The sequence below is a fragment of the Sphingobium sp. MI1205 genome, from assembly GCF_001563285.1.
Taxonomy (GTDB): Bacteria; Pseudomonadota; Alphaproteobacteria; order Sphingomonadales; family Sphingomonadaceae; genus Sphingobium.
The window spans coordinates 1,826,539-1,841,734 of sequence record NZ_CP005188.1; the positions used below are offsets into that span (position 1 = coordinate 1,826,539).

The 15,196-nt window shown below is 64.0% G+C and carries 15 protein-coding genes; 3 read left to right on the plus strand and 12 right to left on the minus strand.

The window, feature by feature from the left end:
- Positions 1-11 precede the first annotated feature (11 nt).
- Genes K663_RS08730 through K663_RS08740 form a run of 3 tightly spaced genes read left to right on the plus strand, consistent with a single transcriptional unit; the run spans position 12 to position 1,848 of the window.
- On the plus strand, positions 12-215 hold the full coding sequence (locus K663_RS08730; RefSeq protein WP_021246224.1) for a YgaP family membrane protein: 204 nt from the start codon (positions 12-14) through the stop codon (positions 213-215).
- The gene (locus K663_RS08735) at positions 212-1,477 is read left to right on the plus strand and encodes a TolC family outer membrane protein (RefSeq protein ID WP_030090332.1); all 1,266 of its coding nucleotides are present in this window, start codon (positions 212-214) and stop codon (positions 1,475-1,477) included. Before K663_RS08730 ends, K663_RS08735 begins: the two co-directional genes overlap by 4 nt.
- A gap of 17 nt (positions 1,478-1,494) precedes the next feature.
- The gene (locus K663_RS08740) at positions 1,495-1,848 is read left to right on the plus strand and encodes a carboxymuconolactone decarboxylase family protein (protein WP_030090331.1); all 354 of its coding nucleotides are present in this window, start codon (positions 1,495-1,497) and stop codon (positions 1,846-1,848) included.
- Between the two features lie 124 nt (positions 1,849-1,972).
- On the opposite strand, the gene K663_RS08745 is transcribed toward K663_RS08740, so the two are convergent.
- The 12 genes from K663_RS08745 to K663_RS08800 form a co-directional block, all read right to left on the minus strand.
- Positions 1,973-2,905 carry a 1-phosphofructokinase family hexose kinase gene (locus K663_RS08745; protein ID WP_030090330.1) on the minus strand — a complete coding sequence of 311 codons (933 nt, stop codon included), beginning with the start codon at positions 2,903-2,905 and terminating at the stop codon, positions 1,973-1,975.
- A gap of 246 nt (positions 2,906-3,151) precedes the next feature.
- The gene (locus K663_RS08750) at positions 3,152-4,120 is read right to left on the minus strand and encodes a calcium/sodium antiporter (RefSeq protein ID WP_030090329.1); all 969 of its coding nucleotides are present in this window, start codon (positions 4,118-4,120) and stop codon (positions 3,152-3,154) included.
- Complete coding sequence (locus K663_RS08755; protein WP_021246219.1) at positions 4,117-5,028, minus strand: universal stress protein; 912 nt, start codon at positions 5,026-5,028, stop codon at positions 4,117-4,119. Before K663_RS08755 ends, K663_RS08750 begins: the two co-directional genes overlap by 4 nt.
- Positions 5,025-7,730, minus strand: a complete 2,706-nt coding sequence (locus K663_RS08760) for an HAD-IC family P-type ATPase (protein ID WP_030090327.1) — start codon at positions 7,728-7,730, stop codon at positions 5,025-5,027. The genes K663_RS08755 and K663_RS08760 overlap by 4 nt, the downstream gene beginning before the upstream one ends.
- A gap of 120 nt (positions 7,731-7,850) precedes the next feature.
- Positions 7,851-8,165, minus strand: a complete 315-nt coding sequence (locus tag K663_RS25245) for a universal stress protein (RefSeq protein ID WP_373886340.1) — start codon at positions 8,163-8,165, stop codon at positions 7,851-7,853.
- Between the two features lie 557 nt (positions 8,166-8,722).
- Positions 8,723-9,640: a ribose-phosphate diphosphokinase gene (locus K663_RS08770; RefSeq protein WP_030090325.1), complete on the minus strand. Its 918-nt coding sequence runs from the start codon at positions 9,638-9,640 to the stop codon at positions 8,723-8,725.
- The gene (locus K663_RS08775; protein WP_425454911.1) at positions 9,637-11,208 is read right to left on the minus strand and encodes a thymidine phosphorylase family protein; all 1,572 of its coding nucleotides are present in this window, start codon (positions 11,206-11,208) and stop codon (positions 9,637-9,639) included. The genes K663_RS08770 and K663_RS08775 overlap by 4 nt, the downstream gene beginning before the upstream one ends.
- Positions 11,205-12,242 carry a zinc-dependent alcohol dehydrogenase family protein gene (locus K663_RS08780; protein WP_013846844.1) on the minus strand — a complete coding sequence of 346 codons (1,038 nt, stop codon included), beginning with the start codon at positions 12,240-12,242 and terminating at the stop codon, positions 11,205-11,207. Before K663_RS08780 ends, K663_RS08775 begins: the two co-directional genes overlap by 4 nt.
- Positions 12,243-12,278: 36 nt before the next feature.
- Positions 12,279-13,112: a universal stress protein gene (locus K663_RS08785; protein ID WP_062116435.1), complete on the minus strand. Its 834-nt coding sequence runs from the start codon at positions 13,110-13,112 to the stop codon at positions 12,279-12,281.
- 115 nt (positions 13,113-13,227) lie between these two features.
- Positions 13,228-14,235: a zinc-dependent alcohol dehydrogenase family protein gene (locus tag K663_RS08790; RefSeq protein ID WP_013846846.1), complete on the minus strand. Its 1,008-nt coding sequence runs from the start codon at positions 14,233-14,235 to the stop codon at positions 13,228-13,230.
- 31 nt (positions 14,236-14,266) lie between these two features.
- Positions 14,267-14,677, minus strand: a complete 411-nt coding sequence (locus K663_RS08795; protein WP_013846847.1) for a group II truncated hemoglobin — start codon at positions 14,675-14,677, stop codon at positions 14,267-14,269.
- A gap of 47 nt (positions 14,678-14,724) precedes the next feature.
- Entirely contained in the window at positions 14,725-15,156 is a 432-nt protein-coding gene (locus K663_RS08800; protein WP_013846848.1) for a response regulator transcription factor, read from the minus strand.
- Between the last annotated feature and the right edge of the window lie 40 nt (positions 15,157-15,196).

Here is a 15,196-nt window from a genome sequence, read left to right on the forward strand (position 1 = left end):
GAGTGAGACTGATGACTCTCGATCGTGCCGTGATGGCGTTCGCCGGTTGTGTCGTACTGCTCGGCGTCGTCCTGTCGCTGACCGTGCATCCCTGGTGGATCGCGCTCACCGCCTTTGCCGGCCTCAATATGCTTCAGGCAAGCTTCACTGGTTTCTGCCCGGCTGCGATGGTGTTCAAGGCGTTCGGCGTCCGTCCGGGAACCGCCTTCAAATGACGCTCAGGCGGACGATCCCCCTCCCCCTGCTCGCCGGCCTGCTGGCGAGTGTCGCCATGCCCGCGCAGGCAACGACGCTTGAAGAAGCCATTGCGGCCGCCGTGAACCACGCGCCGGAAATCGAGGCGGCGGGGGCCGATGCCGATGCGGCCGACGCCCGGATCAGGGAAGCACGCGGCCAGGGTCTGCCAACCGCGACGCTGAGCGGGACGATCGGCTATGGACGACTCGATCCGCAGGGTTTCTTCGGGCTTCCGGCGGCCAACGTCACGCCGCGCGCGGCGCAGCTCACTATCGAACAGCCCCTCTTTATGGGCGGCAGGGTCAGCGCCGGGATCGCACAGGCGAAAGCGGGCAGCGAAGCAGCACGCGCCGGTGAAACGATGACCCGCAGCCAGATCGTTGTCGCGACGGTCCAAGCCTATGGCGACGTGCTGACCACGCACCGAATGATAGCGCTCTATGAACAGATGGTCGGCCAGATGGAGGAGATCCAGCGCCAGGCCCGGCTCCGCTTCAAGGCAGGCGAAAGCCCCAGCACCGATGTTGCGCAGGCGGCGGCGCGCCTTGCCGAAGCACAGGCAGCCCTTGAAGGCGCGCGCGGCTTTGCCATCTCGGCCGATGCGCGATTCACCAACCTCACTGGCCTTGCCCCGCAGGATCTCCAGCCCATTCCGGCAAGTCCGGTCCTGCCTGCCTCGCTCGATGAAGCGCTCGACAGCGCCCGCGGGAACAACCCGGCGCTGGCGCAAGCCGAAGCGGCATTGGATGCCGCCCAGGCCGGCGCGCGGGGCGCGCGGGCCGAACGCCTGCCCACGATCGGCGCCTTCGCCGAAGGTTCGACGGTGCGTGACCAGTTCTTTCCCGATTATCGCTCCGATGCCGCCACGGTCGGCGTGCGGGCGCGCTGGCAGATATTCGCGGGCGGGCGAGTCTCAGCCAAGATTACCGAATCCGATAGTGCGGTCAGGGCCGCCGATGCGCGTATGCGCGCCGCACGCGCCGCCGTCGATGAACAGACGATCAGCGCCTTTTCCGGGGTGCGCTCGGCCGCCCTGGTCGAAGCGGCTGCTTCCCAGCAAGCCCTTGCCGCCGGACAGGCGCGCGACAGCGTGCGCCACGAGGTTCGCGTGGGGATGAAGCCCCAGCTCGATCTGCTCGATGCCGAACGCGAGGCAACCGCCGCAGCGGTCAGCGAAGCTCGCGCGCGAAGCGATCGCATCGTCGCGGCTTACCGACTGCTTGCCCTTCTCGGACGCTGAACTTTACAGGAGACGATATGCACAAGGACTGGCCGAAAATGGCGACCGAGCTGAATGGCGCCATCAAGGAAGTGCGGCTCGGCACGCCCGACGTGATGCAGGCCTTTTCCGCCATGGCGACTGCGGCCACCAAGGCCGGGGCGCTCGATGCCAAGACCAAGGAACTGATCGCTCTTGCCATCTCGGTCGCCATCCGCTGCGACGGCTGCGTTGCCTTCCATTCGAAGGCCGCCGTCAAGCATGGCGCCACGCGCGATGAAGTGATGGAGACGATGGGCATGGCGCTCTACATGGGCGCTGGCCCCAGCCTCATGTATGCCGCGCAGGCGGTCGAGGCCTTCGATCAGTTCTCCGATCAAGCGAAACAATAATACGCCGTGAAATCGAAACAGCCGAACACTTGACCGGCAGTGCGCCGAACCGGTCGCGAATTTCGCGACCGGGAACCACGATCATGAACTGGTCGGTGGAGTACGCTCAAGTTCAACGCAAGGTTCAGGAGGCTGCACGGACCTGCGAATAGAGCCGCCGGATGTCTTCGGGTCGCGCAAGATCGTGCCCCGGATTCATCACGGCCGCCGCGCCTGCCGCGATGCCGAAGCGGAACGCTTCTTCGATCTCCCAGCCTGAGGAGATAGCAAAGACCATCGCCGAAAGGAAACTGTCGCCCGCGCCGACCGCGCTTCTGACCTCGATGTCCACTGCGGGAAGCAGGAGTTGGCGCTCGGCCGAGGCAAGGAGAGCGCCCTCGTGCCCCATCGTCACCGCCACATATTGCGCATGACCGCCCCCGACGATCTGCATGGCCGCCCGTCCCACCGACTCCGTGTCGGGAAGATCCCGACCGGTGAACTGGCGCAACTCGCCAATGCTGGGCTTGACGAGGAAGACGCCGCCTTGCTCAAGGCCTCCGCGCAGGCCAGCGCCTGAACTGTCGAGCACGACCGGTATATTGCGTTCCGTCATCATCGCGACGACCTGGCCATAGAAATCATCCGGAATGCCGGGTGAGAGCGAACCGCTCGCGACCAGATAGTCACATTGTGCCGTCTGGAGCTGATTGAGGCACTGCCGCCATTCTGCAGGTTCGACCATCGGTCCGGACGGAACGAGGCGATATTCCTTCCCGCTTTCGCGCTCGAGCACTGCGGTGGCCACCCTGGTATGCCCCTTGATCGGGATACGGTTGCGCACCAGCTGGTGCAGGTCGAGCAGACCATCGAGCGCGTGGCCGGTTGCACCGCCCGAAAGATAGTAGCTCCGCGCGTTCCCGCCGAGCCGGACATAGACACGGGCCACGTTGATTCCCCCGCCACCCGGCGAATAGAATTCTGTCTTCGTCCGCATTTTACGGGTGTGGTAGACATGATCGACTTCATAGGCGACGTCGATCGTCGGGTTCAGGGTGAGGGTCGCGATGTTCATCATGGCCGCCATTGAGGGACCCGGATGGGCTCGGGTCTATCCGGGATTTCCCTAATCGTTACGCTATCGCGGGTCCACGAATGCGAAGGCTCCGATCGAAAGGGTGCGAAGTTCTACCGGGATCGAAAGACCCGCGTTAGCAACCTGACAGCAGCAGCCACCGCCTGCGACCCAAAATCACTGGATAATAGACGAAAGGCGGGAAAATCGCGGCGTTGTCAAAAGATGCCCTCGCGCTTTCCTTATCGGTTAAATCCGATCATTGATCAAATAGGCAAGATATAGCAAGTAGGCACTCACAAACATTCCACCCTCGAACCGCGAAATTTGGCGTCCGCTGATGAATACGGGAATGCAGGCCAGCGCGACCCCCAACATGACCGGGATGTCGACCCGGATCAGTTGCGCGCTGACCTCGATCCCGTTCGACGGAAACAGGCAGGCCGCGCCGAGAATCACCAGAATATTGTAAACGCTGCTGCCGATCAGATTGCCGATCGCGATGTCGCGCTCGCCACGAATCGTCGAAATGATCGTCGTAACGAGTTCAGGAGCGGAAGTACCGATCGCAACGATCGTCAGTCCGATAAAGGCGTCCGATACGTTCCACAACCGGGCAAGCGCGACCGCACCATCCACCAGCCAGTTGGCGCCCACGACGATCACGACGAGGCCGATGGCCAGCATCGCCATTGCGGAGAAACCGTGGCGGCGGGAAAAGCGCGGCGCCGCGAATTCCCGCGCGAACTCCAGCTTCACCGTGATGCTTTCCCGCCGGGCGACGCGAATGACGGTCAGCGTGAAGGCCATTCCCATCGTGATCAAAAACAGCCCCTCAAGGCGCGAGAGCACACCGTCCCAGGCAAAGACGAGTAGCGCGGCCGACGCGATGACGATGACAGGCAGTTCCAGACGCAGCGTCTGCATCCGAATGGCAAGTGGTTGCAGCATCGCGCTGAGGCCGAGGATAAGGAGGATGTTGACGGTGTTGGTGCCGGCGATGTTGCCAACCGCGAGCGAGCCGTTTCCCTGGAGCGCCGCCTCGATCCCGACGGCGAGTTCGGGCGTGCTCGTTCCCAGCGCCACGATCGTGAGGCCGATGAGCAGCGGCGAAACGCCCAGCCGCGCGGCCAGCGCCGAGCCTCCCCTCACCAGCCACTCCGCACCAGCGATCAGGGCGGCGAGCCCCATGAGGCTGGAAACGATCGCCAGCGTCATCCGGCCGGGTTCACCTTGCGCCTGGCGGGATCGGGTACGAGGAGGACATCGCCCGGGACCGCATCAAGGATCTTGCGCGCCGTACTGCCGATCATAGCCTCATAGACGAGGCCACCGCCATGGGTTCCAACGACCGTCAGGTGACGTGCGGCATTTTCCGCACGGTCGCGAAGCAGCGCTTCGGGAACCCCGTGCTCGATCATGCGCGTGACGTTCCGGGCCGCCACATCAGACAGTCCCGCTTCGGCAAGGAACTTGTCGGCCGCAGCCTCGCCATAACCCTCGAATTGCCGTTCGATTTCCGATCGGCCGAGATAGCCCGCGAAGGGCACATCGTAGGCGTGGAAAAGGGAGATAGCCGCATCGGGAAAAAAGCGGACGGCGGTCTCCAGAGCGATCCGGGCGGGCGCGGAGAAATCTGTCGCGACCACCATGGCGCGGTAAGGCTCGAAAGCGCGGTCGCGTACGATCAGGATCGGAACGGGCGCCTTGCGGATCAGCCGGTCCACGGTATCGCCGAGCAGCATCCGGGCCAGCGGCCCATCGCGAGCCACGCCGGTGACGATCAGGCCCGCCTCGCCCTTTCCGGCGATATCGAGGACGACCGGTGCCGGCGAGCCGGTTTCGACGTGGACCGAAATGTCGATTGGCGGCGCCTCGCGAACAAGGTCGTGGTAGATGCGATGGCGCGCCGCCCGCACCGGGTCTTCGAGAGGCCGACGCCAGGACGGCAGATCGCCGAGTCGGACGGACAGCATCCCGTCTTCCGGCGGGTTCAGCGCGTGGATGACCATAAGCTCCGCCCGCCATGCCTGGGCTACCAGCAGGGCGCGATCGAAGGCGCGGTCGCAACGATGGCTGAGGTCGGTCGCGAGCGCGATGCATTTAGGGAAACCGTCACGCGTCATGGCATGTCCTCCTGATTATTAAGTTCGCTAAACCAGCCCAGTCGCCGCATCACATGCTTCTCCACCTCCAGCGACAGCATGAGAAGCATGCCGCACGCCACCAGCAACACCCAGTCCGCGAAGCCCAGCGGCTGCGAGTGGAAAATCGCGTTCATGAACGGCGCATAGGTGAAGAGCGCCTGGCCGATGACGAGAACGCCGATCGCGATCAACACGGCGGGAGTACCGATCGCGCCGCGCCATGTCAGGGACGTCATGTGGAGATAGCGGACGTTGAAGAGGTAGAAGATCTCCGCGATGATGAACATGTTGACGACCATGGTGCGCGCCATCTCCAGGCTCCGGCCTTGCGCCAGAACATGGAAAAAGATTCCGAGAGTGACGGCCGCGAACAGCACAGAGACGAGAAGGACACGCCAAAGCAGGAACGGCGAAAGCAACGGCGCGCCGCGCTCCCGTGGCCGGCGCAACATCGCACCGGGTTCCGTGGGCTCGAACGCCAGCACGAGGCCGAGCGTGGCGGCGAGGACGAGGTTCACCCAGAGGATCTGCGTCGCCGTCATCGGCAGCGCGAAGCCCAGCAGGATCGCCAATACGACCGCCAGTGTTTCACCGCCGTTCGTAGGGATTTCCCAGGAAATGACCTTGCGAATGTTGTCGTAGACCGTTCGGCCTTCGCGAACGGCGCTGACGATCGAGGCAAAATTATCGTCGAGCAGCACCATGGAAGCCGCTTCTTTCGACGCTTCGGTGCCCTTGATGCCCATGGCGACCCCGACGTCGGCCTGCTTGAGGGACGGCGCGTCGTTCACGCCGTCCCCCGTCATCGCGACGATCTTTCCCTGAGCCTGCAGCGCACGGACGATCCGCAATTTATGTTCCGGGCTGGTCCGGGCAAAGACCGAGACATCCGCGACCGCTTGCTCCAGTTCGGTGTCCGGAAGCTTTTCCAGTTCCAGCCCGGTCAGCACGCGCGGGTCGTCGGCAAGGTCGAGTTGCCGGGCGATCGCCAGCGCCGTCGCCGCATGATCGCCAGTGATCATCTTGACGCCGATTCCGGCGGACCGGCATTCGGCGATGGCGTCCTTGACCTCCGCACGAGGCGGATCGATGAAGCCGACAAGGCCCAGGAGGCACACGCCAGTCGAGAGATCTTCGAACGAGATCCGTTCGCTGCCGGCAGGCATTTCCTTCGCGCCGAAGGCGAGAACGCGCTCGCCATCGCTTCCGGCGGTAGCGATGGAACTCTCCCAATAGGAACAATTGTCGGGCGCGGTCATCGCCAAGAGCGCTTCGGGCGCGCCCTTCACGAACAGCAAGCGCGTGCCGTTGGAACCCCGGCAGAGCGTCGCCATGAACCGATGCGCGGCGTCGAAGGGAATCTCGTCGAGCCGCTCCCATTCCGCCCGCTCCTGCTCCGGATCGATGGCCGCCTTCATTGCCAGGGCGAAGAGGGCCCCCTCCATCGGATCGCCCTCGACACGCCATTCCGCACCGACCTTGCGCAGCGCGGCATCGTTGCACAGCAGCCCGCAGCGGATCAGTGGCATCGCATCGGCCATAGCCTCTGCCTGGTCCCCGGACCCGACGATCCGGATTTGACCATCGGGAACATAGCCGGATCCGCTCGCGATCATCGTATGCCGCTCGGTGATGACGCGGCGGGCCGTCATTTCGTTGCGTGTGAGCGTGCCGGTCTTGTCGGTGCATATCACCGAGGTCGCGCCGAGCGTTTCGACGGCCGGGAGCTTTCGGATGACGGCGTTGCGCCCCGCCATCCGCCGCACGCCGATCGCGAGAGTAATCGTGATGACCGCCGGCAGCCCTTCCGGCACGATCCCCACGGCGAGCGCGACCACGGCGATCAGCGCGTCGATCCAATCGTAATTCCGCGCCAGAACGGCAAAGGCGAACAGCGCAAGCCCCCCCGCGAGTACGAACCAGGTGAAGCGCCGGGCAAAACCGTCGATCTGCTTCAGCAGCGGGGTTGCCAGTTGTTCGACCGACTGGATAAGCGAACTGATCCGTCCGATCTGCGTGCGAGATCCGGTGGCAACAGCGAGCCCGCTTGCGTGCCCAGCCGCAACCATCGTGCCCGAAAAGGCCATATTACGCCGATCCGCCAAATCGGTCTGCTCGGGCAGCACCGCTTCCTGCTTTTCGGCAGCCACCGATTCGCCCGTCAGCAGCGCCTCGTCGATAAGCATTCGCCGCGCATGGAGAAGCCTGAGATCGGCGGGAACGCGATCACCGGCCTCGATCATCACGAGATCGCCGGGCACGATCTCGCGGACGGGAATCGTTTGCCTCACGCCGTCACGCACCACGCTGGCCTTGGGCGCGATCATCTGCTGGATGGCCTCAAGCGCCTGTTCAGCCTTTCCTTCCTGGATATGCCCGATCACCGCATTCACGATCACGACGGCGACGATGACCACCGCGTCGATCATGTGATCGAGCAGCGCTGCGGCCAATGCCCCGGCAAGAAGCACATAGATCAACGTGTTATGGAATTGCGCGAGGAACCTAAGGAACACATTGCGACGCGCCGACCGGGGTAGCGCGTTCGGCCCAAAGCGGGCCGATTGCCGATCCACCTCCGGAGAAGAGAGACCCGCACAACCGACGTCGAGTGCCGTGGCAACTTCGCTGGTTGACAGCATATGCCAGCGCACTTCGGAAGTTTCCATGGGTCCTGACATCAAATCTCTTTCGTATTACATCAAACCATCTCGTGTTGAGCATGCGGAGCGAAGACCGTGCGGACCGGTTTCATTCCCGGCCCGCGGTTCCGCGCTTGCGTGCCGCCGATTGAATGGGCTTCAATGCGCAAACAGCAGCGGCAGCGGCGCGCCAGTGAGCAGGTCGCGCGTGACGCCGCCCAGGATCATCTCGCGCAGGCGAGAGTGGCCATAAGCGCCAAGCGCGAGCATCCCGGCGCCACGCCGGTGAGCCGCTTCGACCAGCGCCTCCGCATCCGACACGTCACCGCCCTGGATGGGAACTACGGTCGACGTAAAGCCATGCCGGGCGAGATGGTGGGCGACATCGGCTCCCGGTTCGGAACCGTGGCCCTGGACCGTCGGCTTCGCATCGAGGATGAGTATATCGATCCTTGCCCCAGGCGCCGCGAACATGGTCGCGTCGCGCAGCGCGTGCGTCGCCTCGCGGGTCGCATTCCAGCCGATCGCCAAGTGATCGATGGCGGCCGGTTTATAGCCGGTGGGCAGGATCAGAACGGGACGCCCAGATGCGAACAGGCAACGCTCAAGCGTATCACGTCGAATTGGCGGATGGTCGTAATTGTCCGAAGGACCGAACAGGACGAGGTCGGCATAACGGGCATAGACCGCGGTCTTGGCGAAGATCACCGCCGGCTGGTCCGAAATCGTCCTCACCTCTACGTTCGTGGAGCGGGCGAGCATCGCGATCCGCTGCTGCTTCGCCTCCACCGCTTCAGTATAATCGGGAAGAAGTACATAAGGCAGTGCAACCGTCAGGGCATAGTCGCTCGCGGGGAGAGCCGACAGCACGACGATGGCAAGGCTGGCGTCGTGGAACTCGGCAAAGGCAAGCGCATCGCGCAAAAACCGCTCGTCCTTGTCTCCGGTATCGACGACGGCGAGAATGTCCTTGATAGCCATATGTCCCTCCAGCTTTGAGCTATTCCTGCTACCCAGCGCCGTGATGGGATTCATTCGGGTGTTATACGTAGCCGACCGGCGCCCCCTTCCATCTGCCGGGCCAGCGCATCGCCAAGCAGTGCGCCAAGAGTGATCGCGTTACTGGCATGCGAGATACTTTCGGTCGTAACCATGCGGCAGCCGACTTCCCTGAGCAAAGCCTCGGCACCAGCCGCGAAGAGGCCGTGAACAGCCAGGCAGATCGGCGGAGGGAAGCCCTGGTCGATGATCTCGCGCGCGGCGTTGGCAAGGGTGTGTCCCGACGAAATCACGTCATCGACGAGGATCGGCGTGCGGCCTTTCCATGCCCCCAGGTCCGAGGCCGCGATAAGGACGTCCCGATCACCGCGCCGCGATTTCGCGAAGACCGCATGGGGCGCTCCGATAAGCCTGGCGATTGCGCCCGCCCACTGCTCGCTCTCGCTGTCGGGTCCTATGATGAGCGGTGCATCGACATTGGCCCGGACCCAGTCCGCCAGAAGCGGAGATGCCGCGAGCGAAGCCGTCTCCATCGAATAGATCTCCCCCAGATCCGCGTAGCGGTGGAGATGCGGATCGACGGTCACGAGCCCATCGAACTCGGATGAAAGGAGCTGGGCGAACTGGCGGGACGTCAGCGCTTCGCCATCCTTGAACCGCCGATCCTGTCGCATATAGGCAAGATAAGGCGCCACGAGATGGACCGACCGCGCCCCGCTCTCGCGCAGCAGCCTTGCAGCAAAGAGCAGCCGCATGATCTGGTCGTCGGGCCGCGCGAGCGTGCATATGACGGCCACGGCTGATCCCGACACCCCGGAGCGGAGCCGGACATAGCTCTCCTGATCGGGAAACCGGCGAACCTCGAGCGTGCCTGTCGCCCACCCGGTATGTTCCGCGATGGATGCGGCCAGCCGTTCGTTCCCGGGCATGGAAAACAGCATCGCCGTCATGGCACGATCGCAAGCATGTCGGCATTGGCGGCGGCGTAGGTCAGCGCATAAGCCATTTCACCCTGCGACTGGGCGTGGAGGGTCAGCAAAGGCTGGCCAGCGATAACGTCGTCGCCCAGGCGAACATGAAGAAGCATGCCCGCGGCCGGCGAGTCGGGCGCGCCCGCCAGCTTCGCAAGGCGCGCTATCCGGCGATTGTCGATATGGGTGACGCGGCCGCTATGCGCCGCCAGGATCGGATGGGTGAGCCTGGCCGTGGGCGGGGTGCGCATGCCGCCCTGGGCCTGGCATATCCTTTGGAACCTGTCCCAGGCGCTGCCGTCGGCCAATGTGCGTTCGGCGCGCGCGCGTCCCTGGCCTTCTTCCGCGACCTTCCCGAGTTCGAGCACCACGCCGGCGAGCGTGCAGGCGCGGTCCCGAAGGCCCGGCGGAGCATCGGCATCGCCTGTCAGCACCGCCAGCACGTCGCGCGCCTCCAGGGCGGGCCCGATCGCCCGGCCGACGGGCTGGGTGCCATCGGTCTGGACACAGCGGATAACAAGGCCAAAACGGGCGGCGACGGCGCCAAGCGTGGCTTCCAGCCGTTCGGCCGCCGCGACGCTGCGCACCTTGGCGGTCGGCCCGATCGGAATGTCGAGCACCACATGGGTCGCGCCCGCCGCTATCTTCTTCGACAGAACGGAGGCGATGAGCTGCCCCTCCGTATCGATGTCGAGCGCGCGTTCCACGCCGATGAAGATGTCATCGGCGGGACTGAGGCAGACCGCGCCGCCCCAGGCGAGGCAGCCGCCCTCGACCGCCACCACGCGCTGCATGGCGCCAAGGTCGAGATCGACCCGGGTGAGCGTCTCCATGGTATCGGCCGTTCCCGCCGGGGACGTGATCGCCCGCGACGACGTCTTGGGCATGGTCAGACCGCAGGCGGCAGCGATGGCGACGACGATCGGGCTCGTGCGGTTGCCCGGCAGACCGCCAACGCAATGCTTGTCGACGACGATCTCGCTCGGCCAGCGCAAACGGTCGCCGGCCTCGACCATCGCCCTGGTGAGATGGTAGGTCTCGTCCTCGTCGAAGGGAAGCGTGGCGGTAGCCGTGAGGAAGGCGGCGAGGTGCACATCGGCATAGCGGCCCGCCACCACGTCACCGACGATGCTGGTCAGCGCGGCCCCGTTCAGCCTGTGTCCGTAGATGCGCTGGCGGACGCAGGCGATCGATTCGAGGGGCGGCGCATGACCGACCTGGACAACGGTTCCCTCCTCCACGCCAAGCGCGACCCAGGCCGCTTCGGACAGACCGATCTCGTCGCCGGCCAGGAAGTCGCCCTCCACCTGATAGAGCGTGGCCGCGATCGGCTGGCTGCCGTTGCGGATATAGACCTGGGTGTGCGCGGCAAGGCCCTCGGCATGGCACACCGGGCTGTCGGTCCGCATGATCGCGACCAGCTCATGATGCGTGTGAAGGCGCAGCCGGCGCGCGCGCGCGAACGATGGTTCCGCCGGTTCGGAACTCCCTATATTCGGATGGAATTGCTGCGCATCGCCCGGAATATCGCTGGAAACCCCGATCACGTGTCGATCACCACCTTCAAGGCATGAGTATCGGCTGCGCGCGCGAACGTCTCATACGCCTCCAATATGTCCGACAACACGAAACGATGGGTGACGAGCTGTTCGGGCCGCAGGCGCTTGGCCTCGACCGTCTTCAGGAGCATCGGCGTGCTGACGGTGTCGACGAGCCGGGTGGTGATGGTGATGTTGCGCGACCAGAGTTCCTCCAGATGGAGGTCGACCTTGGCGCCGTGGACACCGACATTGGCAATTACCCCGCCGGGCGCGACCAGTTCTTCGCATAACGCGAATGTCGCAGGGATCCCGACTGCTTCGATAGCCGTATCGACCCCCTTGCCGTCGGTGAGCTCTCGAACCAGGCTCACGACCGGATCACGTCCGCTGTTGAACGTGTCCGTCGCGCCGAACTTGCGCGCGACGGCGAGGCGATTGTCGTCGAGATCGATCATGATGATCCGGGCCGGTGCATAAAATTGCGCAGTCAGCAGGGTCGCCAGGCCGATCGGTCCAGCGCCGACGATCGCGACGCTGCTGCCCGGTGCAACCTTCCCGTTCAGGACGCCGCACTCATAGCCCGTCGGAAGAATGTCGCTCAGCATGACGAGGGCATCCTCATCGGCCCCCGGCGGGATCGCGTGAAGGCTGTTGTCGGCATGGGGGATGCGCACGAATTCGGCTTGCGTGCCATCGATCCTGTTGCCCAATATCCAGCCGCCCTCGACGCAATGCGAATACATGCCGCGCCGGCAATATTCACACCGGGCACAAGAGGTGATGCAGGAGATCAGGACATGATCTCCGGGCTTGAAGGCTCCAACCGCGGTTCCGACCTCCTCCACGATCCCGACACCCTCATGTCCGAGGATCCTGCCCGGCTCGCACGTCGGCACATCCCCCTTCAGGATGTGCAGGTCGGTGCCGCAAATGGTGGTCTTCGTGATCCGCACGATCGCATCGCCGGGTGCCTGCAAGGCCGGCCTCGGGCGATCCTCGAGACTCTTCTCGCCGGGGCCATGATAAACGAGAGCTTTCATGATCTCCTCCGTTCAACCGTTAGACGGGTTCGCCAGTCAGTGTACGAAAACGATCGGCAGGTGCTGATGATCGATCAGTTCCCGCGTCACGCCGCCAAGCACGAACTCGAGTGCGCGCGAACGCCCATAGCCACCGATCACGAGCACATCGGCTTTCTGCTCCACTGCGTAATTCTGAAGGACAGCCGACGTATCCTTACCGGATGAGCTGATCGGACAAACGCCGCCGCTATGGCCATGTCGCGCGAAAAGGCGGGCGATCTGGACACCGCCCCGGTGCTCCCCGGATTCGACACCCGGATCATCGACAATCGCAACGTCGATACGGGCATCGGGTTCGGCCAGATTGAGAAGCGCCCTCGCGGCGCGGAACGATTCAAGTGATGCGTTCCAGCCCAATACGGCGTGATCGATGGGACCAGGATTCCAGGAGGCCGGCAAAATGACCGTCGGCACGCCCGTAAACAGAAGCGCCTCGGAGATACGGCGCCTCAAGCCATCCCTTTGCCAGCGCCCGACACCCGGAATCAGCGCGATATCCGCGTACTGGCCTTCAGCCTTCACGAGACCGGGTATCAGCCCGCTGGCCTCGAACACCGAGTGAACCTCTACTTCGATCGCGGTATTCCTGGTTCGTTCGCGAACGGCCGCCAGATGTTCGTCGCGCTGGTCCTCGGATACCGTGATGGCCTGCGCGAAAGCCATCGCATCAGCCGCCGCGGCGAATGCGAGATTTTCGGTCACGACGACGATCGTAAGCGCCGCTTCATGCATACCGGCATAGGCAAGCGCCTGATCAACGGCGGTCAGGGAATGCTCTGCACCGTCCACGACGACGAGCACATGTTTGATCTGTGAAATGCTGCTCATGATCGCATCATGGCCCCGGCCATTGATGACCGCACTCCGTAACTTTACAGAGGCACCGCGTGACGCGCACTCGCCCCTGGGGCCGTGAAGAGGGCGCTTCGCGGCGAGTGCATACTCAAGCCTTCGCGTAGTTCGATGGCACCAGGACGGCCGCTCCAACAACGGCGCCACTGCGCAACCGCTCAAGCGCGACATTGGCTTGAGCCAGCGGAAAGACCGTCGTCACGGATTTGACGTTGGCTTTCTGCGCGATCTCGAAAAAGCTTGTGCCGTCTTCGCGGGTCAGATTAGCCACCGATGCAATGGTTCGCTCACCCCAGAGGTCAGCATAGGGGAACGACGGAATGTCGCTCATGTGGATCCCTGCGCAGATCACCCTGCCTCCCTTGTGGACTGCACGCAGCGCGCGCGGAACAAGATCACCGACGGGGGCAAAGAGGATCGCCGCATCGAGTTCCACGGGCGGGTCATCCTCCGATGATCCGGCCCAGGCGCAGCCGAGTGATCGCGCAAAAGCCTGTCCCTCGTCGTCTCCCGCCCTGGTAAAGGCATAAACCGCCCGGCCCTGCCACAGCGCAATCTGGGCGATGATATGCGCGGCGGCGCCAAATCCGTAGAGACCGATCCGCGTTCCCTCCCCCGCAGCGCGCAGGGACCGCCAGCCGATCAGCCCGGCGCACAGCAAGGGCGCGGCTTCTTCATTGGAAAAGGCGTCGGGTATCCTGAAGCAGAAGCGAGCGTCCGCAACCGTATGGGTCGCATAACCGCCATCCCGGGTGCATCCCGTGAATGCGGGACTATCGCACAGATTTTCATGACCTGTTCGGCAATAGTCGCAATGGCCGCAGCTATGTCCGAGCCAGGGAACGCCGACGCGATCACCGATCGCGACATCGGCGACCCCTTCCCCCGCCGCAACAACGATGCCGACAATTTCGTGCCCGGGAACGATGGGGAGGCGGGATTCGATCTCCCCATCGACGATATGCAGATCGGTTCGGCAGACGCCGCAAGCAGCGACCTCGATGAGAAGCTCGCCTCGACCAGGCGTTGGAACCTGTCGCGCAACGAGCCGCAGCGGCGTGCCGACCGCTTCGAGCTGCATCGCGAACATCTCGGTCATAGTGATTTCTTCGCCTGTTCGCGCCGCGGGGTCACGCTGCCGACGCGGCACGCGCCGCCATGCCCTGCGCCATGTTCGACAAGGCTTCGGCCATCTTGACGCCCAGGGCAGGATCTACCGTCGAATCAGCGATGGCGCGGCGCATCGCGTCACACCACTGATCCGCTGTCTCACCAGTGATCGGCAGGCGCGCATGGGCCGACATCATGCAAACGCCAGGGTGATCATCAAACCAATCTCGCGGTCCGCCCAGCCATGCGTTGAGAAAACCGGCAAGCGAAACGCGCATCGGCCCCAACTCCGGGGCGTGTAGCGCACGCAACTCCCGATAGGCGTCCTCCTGATCCATCAGATCATAGAAGCGGTCTACGATATTCCGGACGACGACGGCCCCTCCAACCAGATCATAGGGCGCCTGCTGTTTCTGTTCCGCTGCTGTCACACGTTTCTCCTGTTATGCTGCGCACTCCCTTTTGGTCGAGCGTCGTTTCAAATGCGCTTTCCCACGCCCGTCAGCCTGGCAAGCGCGCCAGTCAGCGCATGTTCCCGCAGGGGCTTTTCCAGAACCTGGGCGAACCCCTGCGCCAAGGCACGCTCGGTCAGTTCGGCCGATGGGAACGCGGTGATGAGTATGGCTGGACCCGGCCAGCCACGTTCGCGCAGGCGGCAAAGCACCTCGATGCCATCGCTCTGCTCCAATCGAAAATCAGCAACGAAGCAGCAGGCATCCCCCGATAACGGATCGTCCAGAAGCGCCGCACCAGCCGCATAGGCCCGGACGTCAAAACCCTGCGCACGAAAGAGAAGCTGCAGTGAACGGCGAACACCGGCGTCATCCTCGACCAGAAGAAGACGCGGGCGTTCCCGCAACGGGGCCGCAATATTCTCGCCTGACATCTCACACCATCGGCCCAGCGGCATTGCTGGTCCCTCGGACGATGTCAGGAAACGATCCCCGGGT